The sequence below is a fragment of the Streptomyces sp. NPDC091376 genome (assembly GCF_044757085.1).
Classification (GTDB): Bacteria; Actinomycetota; Actinomycetes; order Streptomycetales; family Streptomycetaceae; genus Streptomyces; species Streptomyces pratisoli.
The window spans coordinates 187416-203652 of the sequence record NZ_JBIVUF010000013.1; the positions used below are offsets into that span (position 1 = coordinate 187416).

The window sequence follows — 16237 nt, forward strand, 5'->3', positions numbered from 1 at the left end:
CGGCGGACTCATGTCCGGGCACCGGTCCGGAAACTGATTTTTCGCAATGCTCCGTTTTCGTGCGCCCCGTGCGGTGGAAAATACGGGCATGAGTCAGCAGGGGGAGAAGCCCGCCGCCGGCGACGACTGGTGGCACCGGCTGTACGACGAGTCCGCCCCGGACACCGGCCCCGCCTCCGCGGCGGGCGACACACTCGACGACCGCTTCGACTCCGCGACGGACACCGTGGGCGCCCCACCGCCACCGGACCAGGGCCCCCGCGCCTGGTGGGACCCGTCCCCGCAGCAGGGCGGCGCCCCGTGGGAACGCGCGCCGAGCTCCGCCGCCGCGCCCGGCGCCCCGCCACCACCGGACGGCGCCCCGCCCGCGGGAGGAGGTCCCGCCGAGGCGACGCCGAGCACCACCCCGCACGCTGCCCACCCGATCCCAGAAGCGGGCCCCCCGGCGGCGGGGGCGGGTGCGCCGCCTGCGGCCGGTGCCAGTGCTGGTGCTGGTGCTGGTGCTGGTGCTGGTGCTGGTGCCGGTGCCGGTGGGCGGCCGCGGCTCACGGGTCCGGAGCCCGGTGGCGCGGGTGCCGGGCGGCCGGCCGTGCCCGGTGCGGAGCCGAAGCCTGCCGGACCGGCAGCGGGACGTCCCCAGCAGGGCGTGAGCGTGCCCCGGCCCCGGCCCGGGTACGTCGGGGACCGGCCGCCGACGTACGACGCCGAGCCCACCGCACTGCCCGTCGCACGGCCGCAGGAGCTCGAGGAACTCGTCGCGGACACCGTGCTGGATGGGGCGCGGTACGGCACGTTCACGCTGCGGGCCGCGTCCGTGCGCGGTGACTCGGCGCGCTACCGGGGCGAGCACCGCCGCGACGCGCTGCTCACGGCACGGTTCGGCGCCGGCGAGGGCGCGCTGGTGATGGTGGCCGTGGCCACCGGTGCGCGGGCCACCGAGAGCGCCCACCTCGCCGCGGCAGACGCCTGCCGCTGGATCGCCGGCGCCGTCGGCCGCAGCCACGCGCGGCTCGCCGACGACATCAGGGGCGGTCGCCGCGGCGACCTCAAGTCCGGGCTGCACCGGCTCACCGACCGCTCCTTCGGCAAGCTCCGCGCCCGCGCCACCGAACTGGGCCTGTCGCCCGAGACGTACACGGCGAACCTGCGCTGCCTGCTGCTGTCCGCCGACCCGGCCTGCCGCACCCGCGTGTTCTTCGGCGTCGGCGCCGGTGGGCTCTTCCGGCTCCGCGACGGCGGCTGGCAGGACATCGAGCCGCGCGTCCCGGACTCCGCCGCCGGCGAGCCCGTCGTCGGCTACGGCTCCCCGCCCCCCGAGACCCCCGGCGGCGACCGGCTCACGATGGACCTCGGCATCACCACGGCCCCCGCACCGCACATCGACCCGCCCGTCCCGCCACCCGCCGAGCCCTTCCGCTTCCGCGCCTCCGTGGCCCGCCCGGGCGACACCCTCCTGCTGTGCAGCACCGGCCTCGCCGAGCCGCTGCGCGGCGAACCCGCGCTCGCCGGCGAACTCGCGCAGCGCTGGGCCGGCGCCGAGCCGCCCGGTCTCGCCGCGTATCTCGCCGACACCCAGCTCCGCGTCAAGGGGTACGCCGACGACCGCACGGCCTGCGCCGTCTGGGAGGCGTAACCCCGCAGGCGTGATCGGCCGGACCGTGGATAGATGGATCCATGGCCAAGCAGAACGTCGCAGAGCAGTTCGTCGACATCCTCGTACGCGCGGGCGTGCAGCGGCTGTACGGAGTCGTCGGCGACAGCCTCAACCCCGTCGTCGACGCCATCCGCCGCAACGACGCCATCGAGTGGATCCAGGTCCGCCACGAGGAGACCGCGGCCTTCGCGGCCGGTGCCGAGGCGCAGATCTCGGGCCGGCTCGCCGGCTGCGCAGGCTCCTGCGGGCCCGGCAATCTGCACCTCATCAACGGCCTCTACGACGCCCACCGCTCCATGGCCCCGGTCCTCGCCCTGGCCTCCCACATCCCGTCGTCCGAGATCGGGCTCGGCTACTTCCAGGAGACCCACCCCGACCAGCTGTTCCGTGAGTGCAGCCACTACAGCGAGCTGATCTCCAACCCGCAGCAGATGCCGCGGCTGCTGCAGACCGCCGTCCAGCAGGCCATCGGCCGCAGCGGCGTCAGCGTCGTCGCGCTCCCCGGTGACATCGCCTCCCGGCCGGCCCCGGAGAAGTCCATCGAGCACGCCCTCGTGACCAGTCGCCCCACGGTCCGCCCCGGCGACACGGAGATCGACGCCCTGGCCCGGATGATCGACGAGGCGGAGCGCGTCACGCTCTTCTGCGGCAGCGGGACCGCCGGCGCGCACCACGAGGTCATGCAGTTCGCGGAGCGCGTCAAGTCACCCGTCGGCCATGCGCTCCGCGGCAAGGAGTGGATCCAGTACGACAACCCCTACGACGTCGGCATGAGCGGACTGCTCGGCTACGGCGCCGCGTACGAGGCCACCCATGAGTGCGATCTGCTGATCCTGCTCGGCACGGACTTCCCGTACAACGCCTTCCTTCCCGACGACGTCAGGATCGCGCAGGTCGACGTCCGGCCGGAGAACCTCGGCCGGCGCTCCAAGCTGGACCTCGCCGTCTGGGGCGATGTGCGCGAGACGCTGCGCTGCCTCACCCCGAGGGTGCGGCTCAAGAACGACCGGCGCTTCCTCGACAGGATGCTGAAGAAGCACGCCGAGGCGCTGGAAGGCGTGATCAAGGCCTACACCCGCAGGGTCGAGAAGCACACCCCCATCCATCCGGAGTACGTCGCCTCCGTCCTCGACGAACTCGCCGACGACGATGCCGTGTTCACCGTCGACACCGGCATGTGCAACGTGTGGGCGGCCCGCTACATCACCCCGAACGGGCGGCGCCGCATCATCGGCTCCTTCAGCCACGGCTCGATGGCCAACGCCCTGCCCCAGGCCATCGGCGCGCAGTTCACCGCCCGTGACCGCCAGGTCGTCTCGATGTCGGGCGACGGCGGATTCGCCATGCTGATGGGGGACTTCCTCACCCTGGTGCAGTACGACCTGCCGGTGAAGGTCGTGCTCTTCAACAACTCCTCCCTGAGCATGGTGGAGCTGGAGATGCTGGTCGCGGGTCTGCCGCCGCACGGGACCACGAACCACAACCCGGACTTCTCCGCGATCGCCCGGGCCGCGGGCGCCTACGGCGTGCGCGTGGAGAAGCCCAAGCAGCTCGCCGGCGCCCTCAAGGACGCCTTCGCGCACAAGGGCCCGGCGCTCGTCGACGTGGTCACCGACCCGAACGCGCTGTCCATCCCGCCGAGGATCAGGGCCGAGATGGTGACCGGCTTCGCGCTCTCCGCCAGCAAGATCGTGCTGGACGGCGGCGTCGGCCGGATGGTCCAGATGGCCCGCTCGAACCTGCGGAACGTACCGCGCCTGTGACTCAGTGTGCACCGGCAGGCGTTGGCGGCACGGGGGCGGGGCATGCATTTCGGGAGCACCTGTGCGAGCAGGTGCGGGACGACGAGACGGAAAGGACCGTTCCGACGTGCGGTGGGGGATGATGACGAGGCGTCAGGAGGGGTCCGGGGCCGCGCAGTTGCGGCGCAGCGTGCGGCGCGCGGACCTCAGGGCGGTACCGGAAGTGCGCAGCGCCCTGCGGGCCTTGCTCGGGCACTGGGGCGAACCGGGCTCTGCCGAGGTGGCGGAGCTGCTGACCAGTGAGCTGGTGACCAACGCCCTGGTCCACACGGGCGAGGGCGCGGTCGTGACGGCCACGGTCGCACCGGCCGGACTCCGGGTGGAGGTACGGGACTTCACGACCGGCGAGGTCGAGCCGCCCGCGGCGGCCGCGCCCGACGAGAGCACACACGGCAGGGGACTGATCCTGGTCCAGAGCCTCGCGGACGCGTGGGGAGTGCGTGCGCTCGGACTCGGCAAGGTGGTGTGGTTCGAACTGCACGGCGGGCGGACCTGACCCTCAGGGACCCTGTCCCCGTGGGGCCCGTCCGCCCGCCGTGGCGGAACGTCGGTCGTGCGCCCGTCGTGCGCGGGTCGTGCGTCGGCCGGGAACGCCGGCTGGGAACGCCGCTCGGGCGTCAGCCGAACTGCTGCTCCAGGTGCTTGAGCTTCTGCTCCAGTGAGTCGAGGCGTGGCAGTGCCTGGGTGTCGTCCTCGGCGGTGAGGTCGACGCTGACCGGCTCGGTGCCCTTCACGGTCTGGAGGTTGTTCACGGCCTGAAGGGAGGGGCGGGCGCGCGACGGCAGCCGGCCGGGATCCGCCGTGGCGGGCTCGGCGGCGGTCTCCACGGCCGCGGCGGAGCCCGCCACGGGCCCGCTCACGGTGGTGACCTCCACCTGGCGTCCGCCGCGACCGAGCCCCCAGGCCCGGTGCTGCCGGCTGATGGCCCGGATACGGGCGCGCTCCAGCTTCTCGTGGTCGCGCCTGCGCACCCGGTCCTGCTCCTTCTCCCGCCGGTCCTCGCGGACCTCCTCGACCGCCTCGTCCAGCGTGCGTACGCCTTCGAGCAGCATCAGCGACCAGGCGCCGAACGTCTCGCGGGGTGCGCGCAGCCACCGTACGACCCGGATCTGCGGCAGCGGACGGGGCACCAGGCCCTGTTCGCGCAGCGCGGCCCGGCGGGTCTGCTTCAGGGCGCGGTCGAAGAGCACGGCCGCCGACAGCGACATGCCGGCGAAGAAGTGGGGGGCGCCGTCGTGGCCGAGACCGCGGGGCGCGTGGACCCAGTTGAACCAGGCGGCCGCGCCGGCGAACATCCAGACCAGTATGCGAGAGCCCAGTGCGGCGTCGCCGTGGCTGGCCTCGCGCACCGCGAGCACCGAACAGAACATGGCGGCGCCGTCCAGGCCGAACGGGACCAGGTACTCCCAGCCGCCGGAGAGGTTCAGGTTCTGCCGGCCGAAGCCGACCAGCCCGTGGAAGGAGAGCGCCGCGGCGACCGCGGCACAGCAGAAGAGGAGGAGGTAGGACGCGGTGCCGTAGACGGCCTCTTTGCGCCTGCGCCGTTCCTCGCTGCGCTCCCAGGAGTCCTCGGCCACGGAACCGCCGCCACCGGCGGCGCGCCTGCCGCGCGCGAGCACCGCCACCGCCGCCACGACCCCCGCGAGCATCACGCCGCCCGGAAGCAGCCAGTCGAGCGATATGTCGGTCAGTCTCATGCGCTGTCCCTTGCATCTGCATCGCGGTGGACGGTTCGCGCGCCATCCTGGCCGAAGTCCCGTTGCGCACAGGGGCTTTCCCGGCAAGAGGACCCCAAGGGCGCTCCAGCGCCTACGAATAGGGGCGTTTCACTCGAACGCGTCTGCAGGGAGCGGGATTTGAGTTCGATTACGTCATCGATCGCGTCACCGGGACGAGCGGCGTGCCGCCAACGGGCTCCGTAGGTCCCGCGCGCCCGCGGTGCCTATGTGGCGATGAGCCGTCGGACGCGGTCGGCGTCGCACGTACGAGGACAGGTGCCGCAGGTGTCCTCGGGCCGCAGGGTGTAGAAGAGGCAGCAGCTGGCCCGGTCGCGGGTGGGCAGCGCCTCCCCGGCGGGACCGGTCAGCTCGCGGAACCCGGCCGTGCCGACGTAGGGCTTGGTGGTGCCGGGCAGCAGCGCCGCCAGTTCCGTCATCGCGCGCCGCTCCTCGCCGAGCTGGTCCGCGATGTACCAGAGGCCCTCGACGATCTCGTCCGTGGCCATGCCCCACAGGGCGCGCCGGCCGCGCCGCATCCGCGGGCCGAAGCCGTCGAGCACCGGTCCGAGGTGCTCGGCGAGGGCGTCGCGCACCTCGGCGCGCAGCGCTTCCTCGTCCGGGACGACCCGGGCGCCGGGCAGCTGTGCGGCAGGGTCGCCGGGAAGGCAGGCGAAGGAGCGGACGCGGACCGTCATCCGGCCGAGGGCCCGCTGGACGGCGACGTCCTCGACGGGGACCCGGGGGACCCGGCGGGCCAGGAACCACGGCACCGTGATCAGCAGGCACGCCGGCCACGCGTACCGGTGGAGGCCGAAGCTGGCGACGACGTCCGGCCGGGCCTGCTGCCCGTAGTCCCGGAGCACCTGCGCGTTGTCCCACGCCAGGAACGCGTCCAGGGCGGGGCCGCCGGCCGCGAGATCGGCCGCCGCGACCCAGCCGCCGCCGCGCGGCACCTGCTCGCCGTCCGCCAGCTCCTGGACGTGCAGACCCGGAAACGCCGTCGACAGACGCTCGTACGCGTCCGTGACGGGCGTGGTGCCGGCGGCGGGCGGAAGGGCAGGCCGCGAGCTGGTGAGGACAGCGGGGACCGTCATGCGGGGACCACCGAATCGCGATCGTTAGCAGGTTAGCCTTACCTTACCCGATGCGATCCGTGTTTGAACTGTGTCCTTGTCCGCCTATCGTGCACGCAGGACCCGTACCGAGCGAGCCGGGTCCCGTACACGGCCGGAGGAGGACCCGAGTGGAGCAGGGCAGAGCACGCGGCCCCGCCGCGGCACAGCCGTACGCGTCCGCCCGCGTCCCCGGGCAGACCCGGGCGCAGACGGCTCCCGCCGCGATCCCGGGGCAGACGCGCGACGAGCAGCTGCCGGCCGCCCGGGTGCGTGAGGAGCAGCCGCCCGGCGCGCAGGCCCGGGGCGAGCACACCCACAGCGAGCCGCCCGCCCCCGGAGCCGTCGTCCGCCGCCACTCCGTACGCGGCCAGATACTGGACGCCCTGCGCGCGGCCCTCGTCAGCGGCGAGCTGCGGCCCGGCGAGGTCTACTCCGGCCCTGCCCTCGGTGAACGGTTCGGCGTCTCCGCCACCCCCGTGCGGGAGGCGATGCAGCAGCTCGCCCTCGAAGGCGCGGTGGAGACCATGCCGAACCGCGGCTTCCGCGTCATCGTGCGCAGTGCCCGGGAACTCGCCGAACTCGCCGAGGTCCGTGCCCTCATCGAGGTCCCGGTGATGCTCCGCCTCGCCCGGACCGTTCCGGCCGCCCACTGGGCCGAACTGGTCCCGCTGGCCGAGGCGACCGCGGCCGCCGCGGCCACCGGCGACCGCGCCGGCTACGCGGAGTCGGACCGCGCCTTCCACCGCGCGGTCCTCTCGCTCGCGGGCAACGACCAGCTCCTCGCCGTGGCCGACGACCTCCACCGCCGCTCCCAGTGGCCCCTGATGAGTGCCCCGGCCACGCGCCGCGCGGACCTGCTGGCGGACGCCGCCGAACACTCCGCGCTCCTGGAGGCGCTCATGGCGCAGGACCTGGCCGTGGTGAACTCCCTCGTACGGGAGCACTTCACCGGCGCGGACCGCTGAGGCCGGGCCGTTGCCGGACGCGGTCGTCCCGCTCACGGGCCAGAGCGTGCGGGGCGCGGTGTGGACCCTGGCCAACCGGCTCGGTGTGGTGGCGCGGAACCCGGGCGAGCTGGTCGGCGCCCTGACGGCGCTCGCCCGCCCGAGCGTGGTCGTGCTGCCCGACCTGGACGCCGCCCACGATCCCGCGGCGATCACCGAACTCGTCCACGCGCTACGGGATCTGGGCCACATCCGGCTCGTCACAGGACGCGACGGCGCGCCCGGCGCCACCGGGACGGATGACCCGGCGCCGGATGACCCGCGGCCGGTCGACGCCGAGCCGGTCGACGCCGAGCCGGTCGACGCCCGGCCTGTGGACCTGGCCGACCCCGGCGCGGTGTGCGCCGCCGATCCCTCCCGGGTGACGGCCGCGTACGAGCACGCGGCGGACGACCCGGACGGGCCGTCCGGCCACGGTGGTCTGCGCACGGCCTGGTTCCGGGCCGGACAGTCCCTGATCCGCGACCAGTCGGCGGCCGAGCGCGCCCTGGTCCTGCTCACCGCCCTCGGCGACGACGCGGACCCACGGCTGCGGCCCGCTCTGAACGCCCTGGCCACCGACGCCCCGTGGCAGGTCGACTGGACCCGGGTGCGGGGCGATGTCGCCCCTGCCTGGCCCGGACCCGTGGCCGCGCTGGCCCAGGGCACCGGTCGCTGGTCGGACCATCTGCTCGTCGCCGACCAGCGCCGCACGATCCGTTCCCTGCGTCCGGCCGACGCCACGCCCGCGCCGGGCACCGCCGCCATGCCCGTCCGTATCACGGCGCTCGCGCCGCTGCCCGACGGGACGCTGGTGATGCTGGACGAGCGGGGACGCCTGCACACGCACGGCGACACGGCCCTGACCGAGGCGGTCGCCGCCACGCTGCGCAAGCACCCGGGCACGGCGCTGGCCGCCACCGACCGTCTCGTCCTGGTCGGCGACCGGCACGGATCGCTGCACGCCTTCGGCTACGACGGCGTGCACCAGGCCGCCGCCCACCGCGGCCGCGTCACCGCCCTGGCGGTGGCCGACGGCCCCGCGCCGTTGGTCTGCAGCGGCGGCGTGGACGGCACGGTCCGCCTCTGGACCCCGGGCGGTCCGCCGGAGAACGCCCCGCTCGCGGAGCGGGACTGCCCCGTCACCGCCCTCGCGGGCCGGGGACGGGAGCTGGCGGTCGCGTGGGCCGACGGACTGGTGGAACTCCGCCGCCTCGGCACGGACGAGGCGCTGCCCTTCCGCCCGGGCCCACCCGTCCGCGCCGTGGCGATCCCGGGGGACCGCTCGGTGGTCATCGGCACGGACGAGACCCTGATCCGCCTGACGGCCCGCCCCACGACCACTCCGCTGTCCACACGCTGATCCCGGCATCACACTCCCCGTGACATGTGACCCGTGACTCGTTGCCCGTGACCCGTGACCCGTGACCCGTGACCCGTGACCCGTGACCCGTGACCCGTGACCCGTGACCCGTGACCCGTTGCCCGTGACCCGTGACCCGTGACTCGTGACCCGTGACGCCCGGGCGAGCCCGGCCGCTCGCCTCCCGGCGCTTGGTCGGCCGTCTCGCGAGACCGGCGGGAACCACCGGCCGCGGCGGGACATCCCGTGCTTCCGTACCGGCCCCTCGGCCGCGCCCCGTCCTCGCCGTCGACGCGCGTCAGGCACGGCCCCTGTGCCGCCCGGCGCCCAACTGCTCGCTCCCGGCGCGTGATCCGCCGTATCGCGAGAGCGGCGGCGGGAGTCGGCGTCGTCGCGCTGAGCACCCCCGTCACCCCGCACCCCCGCACTCCCGCGGCCGTCCGGGGCGAACGCGTCGGCGGAGGCGGCCCCGTCAGGCCGCCGGGGCCGGTGGTGCCAACTGCTCCGCCAGCCAGGTCGGTACGCCGCCCAGAAGCCGGAAGAGGCGGGTCGCCTCGGCGCGCAGACGGCCCGCCTCGGGCTCCGGTTCGGTGTCGGCGAGTGCGGCCAGGGCCGGGGCCGTACCGATCAGATAGCCGAGGTCCTCGCGGATGCGGAGCGATTCGGTGAACCCGTGCCGGGCTTCGGCGAGTTCGCCGTCGCGCAGGGCGAGAGCGGCGAGGTGGCGCCAGGTGAACGACAGCAGCAGGGTGTCGCCGTGCGCGATGGCGCCGGCGTGGGCGCGGCGGTAGGCGGCGCGGGCGGCCTGCGGGGAGTCGGCGAGATGCTCGGCGATCAGGCCGCGGCGGAAGTCGAGGAGGGGCCGGCCGGGCGCGGCCGGGGCGAGCAGCGCCGCCGCCCGGCCGAGAGCGGCGCGGGCCTCGTCGGCCCGGTCACGGACGCTCAGCACGGTGGAGGCGTACGCGAGTTGACCGCGCTCACACGCGGCCGCACCACGCTCGTCGTCGTCACCCGCCACCGCCTCCGCCGCGCGCAGGGCGTCCTCCGCGTCCGCCCAGCCCTTGCCGGTGAACAGGCAGCGTTCGACGAGGAGCGTCGCGCGCTGCAGGGTGAGCGCGGGGGACGTGGAGTGAGGGGCGAGCAGGGCTGCCGCATCGGTCCAACAGCCACGCGAGCGCAGCCGCCATACCGCGGTCTGGAGGGGATCGTCACCTGCAGTGGTTCCGGTACCAGACATGGCGGTATGCGCCACATTGCCCTCCCCGAGCGCGCCATTGTGCTGTTGAGTCAGACGGAATCTCAGCACGGATCCGCCTGCCGGGCCAAGGGTTCTGGTGAATCAATTCACAATCGCCGGGGGTTTGGCGGGCGTACGCCGGTGGGATTCCGGCGCGATCCGGGCCCGCCGGTCATTTCCCTTCCGTTCGGGTGAAAGTGTGTACGCCGTTTGACGGGTGTTCGGCTCAGCTCATCCTCAGGGCCAGGAAGAAGTCCAGCTTGTCCTCCAGCCGCGACAGGTCCCGGCCCGTCAGCTGCTCGATCCGGCCAACCCGGTACCGCAGCGTGTTCACATGCAGATGGAGCCGGGTGGCGCAGCGGGTCCACGAGCCGTCGCAGTCCAGGAACGCCTCGAGCGTCGGGATCAACTCGGCACGGTGGCGGCGGTCGTAGTCGCGCAGCGGGTCCAGGAGCCGTGCCGTGAAGGCCCGGCGGACGTCGTCGGGGACGAACGGCAGCAGCAGGACGTGCGACGCGAGCTCGTGGTGGCCGGCCGCGCAGACCCGGCCGGGGCGGGCCGCGGCGACCCGGCGCGCGTGCCGTGCCTCCTCCAGCGCGCCGCGCAGGCCCTCCGCCGAGTGGACGGCGGCGCTGACGCCGACGGTGAGCCGGCCGTCGCCGTCGAGCCCCGCGGACAGCGGGCCGCGCACGGCGGCGAGCAGGGCGTCCGCGTGCAGTCCGGTGTCGGCGGTGTCGTCGGGCGGGCCGTCGAGCAGCTCCGCGTCGGCGGTGACGGTGACCGCGGGCAGCGGCACCAGGGCGATCGCCTCGTCCCCGGTGTGCGCCACGGCGATGCGGTCGGCGGATTCCGAGCCCGCCGACGCCGGGTCGACCAGGATCTCCTCCAGCAGCGACTGGGTGACGGGGCCGGCCTCGACCGGGGCCGTGCCGCCCTCCTGCTCCCACTCGACGCGCGCCACGACGACCTGCCAGTGCGGCGCCGTGCCGAGGCCCGGCACGAGCACCGGCGCGGCGACCCTGAGCCGGGCGGCGATCTCCGCCGGCGGCGCGCCCGCCGAGACGAGCTCCAGCACCTCCTGGGCGAGCCGGCGCCGTACCGTGCGGGCCGCTTCCCGCCGGTCCCGCTCGACCGCGATCAGCTGGGTGACGCCCTGCAGCAGATCGAGCCGGGCCGCGGGCCAGTCGGAGGCGTCCGCCTCCACGGCCAGCAGCCAGTCCGACAGCACGGTCTCCCGGACGTCACGGGACGCCGGCGCCGCGCCACGGCCGGTGTTCCGGATCGGGAACAGCGAATACGTGACACCGGGTGCGGCCTCCACCGTGGCGCGATGCGGTCCGCGCCGTCCGGTACGGCTCGCGGCCAGATGCTCGGCGGCCAGTGCGGCGCTGACACCGTCCGGCAGCGGCTCGCCGGCGCCCGCGATCTGCCGGCCGGTGGGGGACAGGACCCAGGCGCGAAGGTCCAGGTCGGAGCCCAGGAGGTCGAGAACGACCTCGGGCCCGCCGCCTGCCGGCCCTGAGGTCATCAGCCGGCGGTGCCGGTCGACGACGGCGGCCAGGTCCCCGGCCCGCTCGCCGGACACCTGACGCACCACATGCTCGGTGATGGTCGCGAACGCAACGTCCTCGTTGACCGCGAACAGCGGCAGCCGGTGCTGTACGCACGCCTTCACCAGGTCCTCGGGGACGTCCCCGAGCTCCGCCTCGCCGGCCGCGAGCCCGGCGACCCCCGCGCTTGCGAGAATACGGACAAAAGGCTCGGAGTCATCGGCGCTGTGCCGCCAGGCGAGCCCGGTGAGAACGAGTTCCCCGCCCGAGAGATAGCGGCTCGGGTCGCGTAGATCGGTCGTCATCACGCCACGGACGGTGCGGTCCAGCTCGTCGTCGCCGCCGAGCAGCCGCAGTCCCAGCGCGTCGGTCTCCAGCAGTGCGCGCAGCCGCATCTCGTCGCCGCCGATCTGTCTCGTTGTTGCCGTTGGACTGTGCTGAGGGATGTGCCGTTGGTTTCCGGAGGAACAAGAAGGGGTTGCCGACCCCCGCCTTTCGTTCGAATCTACAAGACAAGGATGGCGACCAGCCAACTCCTTCATGTTTTCGGTGACTGCACCGGGCGGGGCGGTGCTTGTGTACTTGGGCCACACCGCGTTAACAGGACATGAACATCCCCGCCAGGGCCGGCCGTCCCCGGGCCCCAGTGAACGACCGAATCACGTAGAAGAGAGCCACTCATGGACTTCCTTCGCCCCGCCGGCTGGGAGGAGGCGCTCGCCGCCAAGGCAGAGCACCCCACCGCTGTGCCCATCGCGGGTGGCACCGACATCATGGTCGAGATCAACTTCGACCACCGTCGGCCCGAGTACCTCCTGGACCTGAACCGGATCACCGAGCTGAGCGAATGGGAAGTCGGCGAGGAGAACGTCCGCCTGGGCGCCTCCGTCCCGTACACCCGGATCATGGAGAACCTGCGCACGGAGCTGCCCGGCCTGGCCCTCGCCTCGCACACCGTCGCCTCCCCGCAGATCCGCAACCGCGGCGGCGTCGGCGGCAACCTCGGCACCGCGTCCCCCGCCGGTGACGCCCACCCGGCCCTGCTGGCCGCCGGCGCCGAGGTCGAGGTGGAGTCGGTACGAGGCGCACGCTTCATCCCGATCGACGAGTTCTACACCGGAGTGAAGCGCAACGCGCTCGCCCCGGACGAGCTGATCAAGACCATCCACATCAAGAAGGCCGACGGCCCCCAGCAGTACTCGAAGGTCGGTACCCGCAACGCGATGGTGATCGCGGTGTGCGCCTTCGGTATCGCCCTGCACCCCGAGACCCGCACGGTGAAGACCGGCATCGGCTCGGCCGCGCCCACCCCGGTGCGCGCCAAGGCGGCCGAGGAGTTCCTGAACGCCGCGCTGGAGGAGGGCGGCTTCTGGGACAGCGGCAAGATCATCACCCCCTCGATCGCCAAGCAGTTCGCGGATCTCGCCTCCGCCGCCTGCAACCCGATCGACGACGTCCGAGGCACCGCCAGGTACCGCCGTCACGCGGTCGGCATCATGGCCCGCCGCACCCTCGGCTGGACCTGGGAGCAGTACCGCGGCACCGGCCGCACGCTTGAAGGAGCTGCCTGATCATGCGAGTCAACTTCACGGTCAACGGCCGTCAGCAGGAGGCCGACGACGTCTGGGAGGGCGAGAGCCTCCTGTACGTGCTCCGCGAGCGCCTGGGCCTGCCCGGCTCCAAGAACGCCTGCGAGCAGGGCGAGTGCGGCTCCTGCACGGTCCGTCTCGACGGCGTGCCGGTGTGTTCGTGCCTGGTGGCCGCCGGTCAGGTCGAGGGCCGCGAGGTCGTCACCGTCGAGGGCCTGGCGGACTTCGCCAGGCAGCGCGCCGAGCACGGTCACGGCGGATGCGCCACGGGCGCCTGCGGCACCCCGCTCCAGGAGGCCCGGCAGTGGTCCGCCAAGGGCACCGACTCGCAGACCGGCGAGGGCGCCGAACTCTCCCCGATCCAGCAGGCGTTCATCGACGCCGGCGCCGTGCAGTGCGGCTTCTGCACCCCGGGTCTGCTGGTCGCCGCCGACGAGCTGCTGGAGCACAACGCCTCCCCGTCCGACGCGGACATCCGCGAGGCGCTGTCAGGCAACCTCTGCCGCTGCACCGGTTACGAGAAGATCCTCGACGCGGTCCGCCTCGCGGCCGCCCGTCAGGAAGAGGCGGTCTGACCACCATGGCGCTCCATCCACGAGTCACCACCACTCCCGCGGGCACGCCCACCAAGGTCACCCAGGGGTCGCAGACCAAGGGCGGCATCGGCGAGTCCACGCTCCGCCCCGACGGCACCCTCAAGGTCACCGGCGAGTTCGCGTACTCCTCGGACATGTGGCACGAGGACATGCTGTGGGGCCAGACGCTCCGCTCCACCGTCGCGCACGCCGAGATCAGGTCGATCGACATCTCCGAGGCCCTGGCCATGCCCGGCGTCCACGCGGTCCTCACCTACGACGACCTGCCGACGGAGATGAAGAACTACGGCCTGGAGATCCAGGACACGCCGGTCCTCGCGCACGGGAAGGTCCGCCACCACGGCGAGCCGGTGGCCCTCGTCGCCGCCGACCACCCCGAGACGGCCCGCCGCGCCGCCGCCAAGATCAAGATCGACTACGTCGAGCTGCCCGTCATCACCGACGAGGCCTCGGCCACCGCGCCCGGCGCGATCCTGGTCCACGAGGGCCGCGACGACCACCACATCGGCCATGTCCCGCACCCCAACATCGTGCACCGGCAGCCGATCGTGCGCGGCGACGTGGCGAGGGCCCGCGAGCGCGCCGACGTCATCGTCGAGGGCGAGTACACCTTCGGCATGCAGGACCAGGCGTTCCTCGGCCCGGAGTCCGGCCTCGCCGTGCCCGCCGAGGACGGCGGCGTCGACCTGTACGTCGCCACCCAGTGGCTGCACTCCGACCTCCGCCAGATCGCCCCCGTCCTCGGCCTGCCCGAGGAGAAGATCCGCATGACGCTCTCCGGCGTCGGCGGTGCCTTCGGCGGCCGGGAGGACCTGTCGATGCAGATCCACGCCTGTCTGCTGGCGCTGCGCACCGGCAAGCCGGTCAAGATCGTCTACAACCGGTTCGAGTCCTTCTTCGGGCACGTCCACCGCCACCCGGCGAAGCTCCACTACGAGCACGGCGCCACCAAGGACGGCAAGCTCACGCACATGACGTGCCGGATCGTCCTGGACGGCGGCGCCTACGCGTCGGCGTCCCCGGCGGTCGTCGGCAACGCCTCGTCGCTCTCCGTCGGCCCGTACGTCGTCGACGACGTCGACATCGAGGCGATCGCGCTCTACACCAACAACCCGCCCTGCGGCGCGATGCGCGGCTTCGGCGCGGTCCAGGCGTGCTTCGCCTACGAGGCGCAGATGGACAAGCTGGCCGCGAAGCTCGGCATCGACCCGGTCGAGTTCCGGCAGCTGAACGCCATGGAGCAGGGCACGATCATGCCGACCGGCCAGCCGGTCGACTCACCGGCCCCCGTCGCCGAACTGCTGCGCCGCGTCAAGTCCCGCCCGCTGCCCCCGGAGCGCCAGTGGGAGGTCGCCGGCGGCGCGGCGGACGTACGCGCCCTGCCCGGCGGTCTGTCCAACACCACGCACGGCGAGGGCGTCGTCCGCGGCGTCGGCTACGCGGTCGGCATCAAGAACGTCGGCTTCTCCGAGGGCTTCGACGACTACTCCACCGCCAGGGTGCGCATGGAGGTCGTGGGCGGAGAGCCGGTCGCGACCGTGCACACCGCGATGGCGGAGGTCGGCCAGGGCGGTGTCACCGTGCACGCCCAGATCGCCCGCACCGAACTCGGCGTGACCCAGGTGACCATCCACCCCGCCGACACCCAGGTCGGCTCCGCCGGCTCCACCTCCGCCTCCCGCCAGACCTACGTCACCGGCGGCGCGGTGAAGAACTCCTGCGAGCTGGTCCGCGAGAAGGTCCTGGAGATCGGCCGCCGGAAGTTCGGCTCGTACCACCCCGCCTGGGCCACCGCCGAGCTGCTGCTCGAAGGCGGCAAGGTCGTCACCGACGGCGGCGAGGTGCTCTGCGACCTGGTGGACGTGCTGGAGGACGAGGCGGTCGAGGTCGAGGCCGAGTGGCGGCACCGTCCGACCGAGGCCTTCGACCTGCGCACCGGCCAGGGCAACGGCCACGTCCAGTACTCGTTCGCCGCGCACCGCGCGGTCGTCGAGGTGGACACCGAACTCGGCCTGGTGAAGGTCGTCGAGCTGGCCTGCGCCCAGGACGTCGGCAAGGCGCTCAACCCGCTGTCCGTCGTCGGCCAGATCCAGGGCGGCACCACCCAGGGCCTGGGTGTGGCGGTCATGGAGGAGATCATCGTCGACCCGAAGACCGCGAAGGTGCGCAACCCGTCCTTCACGGACTATCTGATCCCCACGATCCTCGACACCCCGACCATCCCGGTCGATGTGCTCGAACTCGCCGACGACCACGCCCCGTACGGGCTGCGTGGCATCGGCGAGGCCCCGACCCTGTCGTCCACCCCGGCCGTCCTCGCGGCGATCCGGAACGCGACGGGTCTGGAGCTCGACAGGACGCCGGTACGCCCCGAACACCTCACCGGCACCTAGCCTCCCGCGGCCGGGGGGATCCTGTCCCCCCGGCCCCCGGGCCGGGGGTCCCGGGAGGCGAGAGCCCCCGAGGATCCCGCACAGCAACACCGGAAGAACTGCAGTGACGAACCCCGTGGGTTCCCCGCTCTGCAGACCCGTTCGTCTCGGGCCGTCCCCCGGGTCGTGCAGCCAACGAAGAATCCCAAATCCCGCGGCCCGGCGCAGTATTCACGTCCGGTGCGGGTGCCCCTGTGA

The 16237-nt window shown here is 73.4% G+C and carries 12 protein-coding genes; 8 read left to right on the plus strand and 4 right to left on the minus strand.

The window, feature by feature from the left end:
- The first annotated feature begins 88 nt into the window (after positions 1 to 88).
- From ACIQMR_RS26620 to ACIQMR_RS26630, 3 genes are all read left to right on the plus strand, one after another.
- Positions 89 to 1633: a protein phosphatase 2C domain-containing protein gene (locus tag ACIQMR_RS26620; RefSeq protein ID WP_401392099.1), complete on the plus strand. Its 1545-nt coding sequence runs from the start codon at positions 89 to 91 to the stop codon at positions 1631 to 1633.
- Between the two features lie 41 nt (positions 1634 to 1674).
- Positions 1675 to 3417 (plus strand): pyruvate dehydrogenase, encoded by a 1743-nt coding sequence (locus ACIQMR_RS26625; protein ID WP_401392102.1) that lies wholly within the window; start codon positions 1675 to 1677, stop codon positions 3415 to 3417.
- A 121-nt stretch (positions 3418 to 3538) separates the two neighbouring features.
- Positions 3539 to 3952: an ATP-binding protein gene (locus tag ACIQMR_RS26630; protein ID WP_401392105.1), complete on the plus strand. Its 414-nt coding sequence runs from the start codon at positions 3539 to 3541 to the stop codon at positions 3950 to 3952.
- A 121-nt stretch (positions 3953 to 4073) separates the two neighbouring features.
- On the opposite strand, the gene ACIQMR_RS26635 is transcribed toward ACIQMR_RS26630, so the two are convergent.
- Positions 4074 to 5153, minus strand: coding sequence for a DUF2637 domain-containing protein (locus ACIQMR_RS26635; RefSeq protein ID WP_401392108.1), 1080 nt, complete (start codon positions 5151 to 5153; stop codon positions 4074 to 4076).
- Between the two features lie 245 nt (positions 5154 to 5398).
- A complete protein-coding gene (locus ACIQMR_RS26640) occupies positions 5399 to 6268 on the minus strand; it encodes a (2Fe-2S)-binding protein (RefSeq protein WP_401392111.1) in 870 nt (289 codons plus the stop codon).
- A 149-nt stretch (positions 6269 to 6417) separates the two neighbouring features.
- Here ACIQMR_RS26640 and ACIQMR_RS26645 point away from each other — a divergent pair, with 149 nt between their 5' ends.
- Together ACIQMR_RS26645 and ACIQMR_RS26650 are read left to right on the plus strand one after the other, a co-directional pair.
- On the plus strand, positions 6418 to 7254 hold the full coding sequence (locus ACIQMR_RS26645) for a GntR family transcriptional regulator (protein ID WP_401392114.1): 837 nt from the start codon (positions 6418 to 6420) through the stop codon (positions 7252 to 7254).
- Positions 7255 to 7264: 10 nt separating this feature from the next.
- Positions 7265 to 8635: a WD40 repeat domain-containing protein gene (locus ACIQMR_RS26650; protein ID WP_401392117.1), complete on the plus strand. Its 1371-nt coding sequence runs from the start codon at positions 7265 to 7267 to the stop codon at positions 8633 to 8635.
- Positions 8636 to 9107: 472 nt separating this feature from the next.
- On the opposite strand, the gene ACIQMR_RS26655 is transcribed toward ACIQMR_RS26650, so the two are convergent.
- Together ACIQMR_RS26655 and ACIQMR_RS26660 are read right to left on the minus strand one after the other, a co-directional pair.
- Positions 9108 to 9872, minus strand: a complete 765-nt coding sequence (locus tag ACIQMR_RS26655; RefSeq protein WP_401392120.1) for a hypothetical protein — start codon at positions 9870 to 9872, stop codon at positions 9108 to 9110.
- 226 nt (positions 9873 to 10098) lie between these two features.
- The gene (locus ACIQMR_RS26660; RefSeq protein WP_401392123.1) at positions 10099 to 11817 is read right to left on the minus strand and encodes a PucR family transcriptional regulator; all 1719 of its coding nucleotides are present in this window, start codon (positions 11815 to 11817) and stop codon (positions 10099 to 10101) included.
- 285 nt (positions 11818 to 12102) lie between these two features.
- Here ACIQMR_RS26660 and ACIQMR_RS26665 point away from each other — a divergent pair, with 285 nt between their 5' ends.
- The 3 genes from ACIQMR_RS26665 to ACIQMR_RS26675 are packed head-to-tail and all read left to right on the plus strand — an operon-like array spanning position 12103 to position 16000.
- Positions 12103 to 12993, plus strand: a complete 891-nt coding sequence (locus ACIQMR_RS26665) for an FAD binding domain-containing protein (RefSeq protein ID WP_358665998.1) — start codon at positions 12103 to 12105, stop codon at positions 12991 to 12993.
- 2 nt (positions 12994 to 12995) lie between these two features.
- Entirely contained in the window at positions 12996 to 13586 is a 591-nt protein-coding gene (locus ACIQMR_RS26670; RefSeq protein WP_401392126.1) for a (2Fe-2S)-binding protein, read from the plus strand.
- Positions 13587 to 13591: 5 nt separating this feature from the next.
- Positions 13592 to 16000 (plus strand): xanthine dehydrogenase family protein molybdopterin-binding subunit, encoded by a 2409-nt coding sequence (locus tag ACIQMR_RS26675; RefSeq protein WP_401392129.1) that lies wholly within the window; start codon positions 13592 to 13594, stop codon positions 15998 to 16000.
- Positions 16001 to 16237 lie beyond the last annotated feature (237 nt).

Bases quoted from the DNA above. Each gene is read 5' to 3' on its own strand.
- ACIQMR_RS26630 (WP_401392105.1), top strand. From the start codon at position 3,539: ATGACGAGGCGTCAGGAGGGGTCCGGGGCCGCGCAGTTGCGGCGCAGC.
- ACIQMR_RS26675 (WP_401392129.1), top strand. From the start codon at position 13,592: ATGGCGCTCCATCCACGAGTCACCACCACTCCCGCGGGCACGCCCACC.
- ACIQMR_RS26655 (WP_401392120.1), bottom strand. From the start codon at position 9,872: ATGTCTGGTACCGGAACCACTGCAGGTGACGATCCCCTCCAGACCGCG.
- ACIQMR_RS26665 (WP_358665998.1), top strand. From the start codon at position 12,103: ATGGACTTCCTTCGCCCCGCCGGCTGGGAGGAGGCGCTCGCCGCCAAG.
- ACIQMR_RS26640 (WP_401392111.1), bottom strand. From the start codon at position 6,268: ATGACGGTCCCCGCTGTCCTCACCAGCTCGCGGCCTGCCCTTCCGCCC.
- ACIQMR_RS26660 (WP_401392123.1), bottom strand. From the start codon at position 11,817: ATGCGGCTGCGCGCACTGCTGGAGACCGACGCGCTGGGACTGCGGCTG.
- ACIQMR_RS26625 (WP_401392102.1), top strand. From the start codon at position 1,675: ATGGCCAAGCAGAACGTCGCAGAGCAGTTCGTCGACATCCTCGTACGC.
- ACIQMR_RS26620 (WP_401392099.1), top strand. From the start codon at position 89: ATGAGTCAGCAGGGGGAGAAGCCCGCCGCCGGCGACGACTGGTGGCAC.
- ACIQMR_RS26670 (WP_401392126.1), top strand. From the start codon at position 12,996: ATGCGAGTCAACTTCACGGTCAACGGCCGTCAGCAGGAGGCCGACGAC.
- ACIQMR_RS26635 (WP_401392108.1), bottom strand. From the start codon at position 5,153: ATGAGACTGACCGACATATCGCTCGACTGGCTGCTTCCGGGCGGCGTG.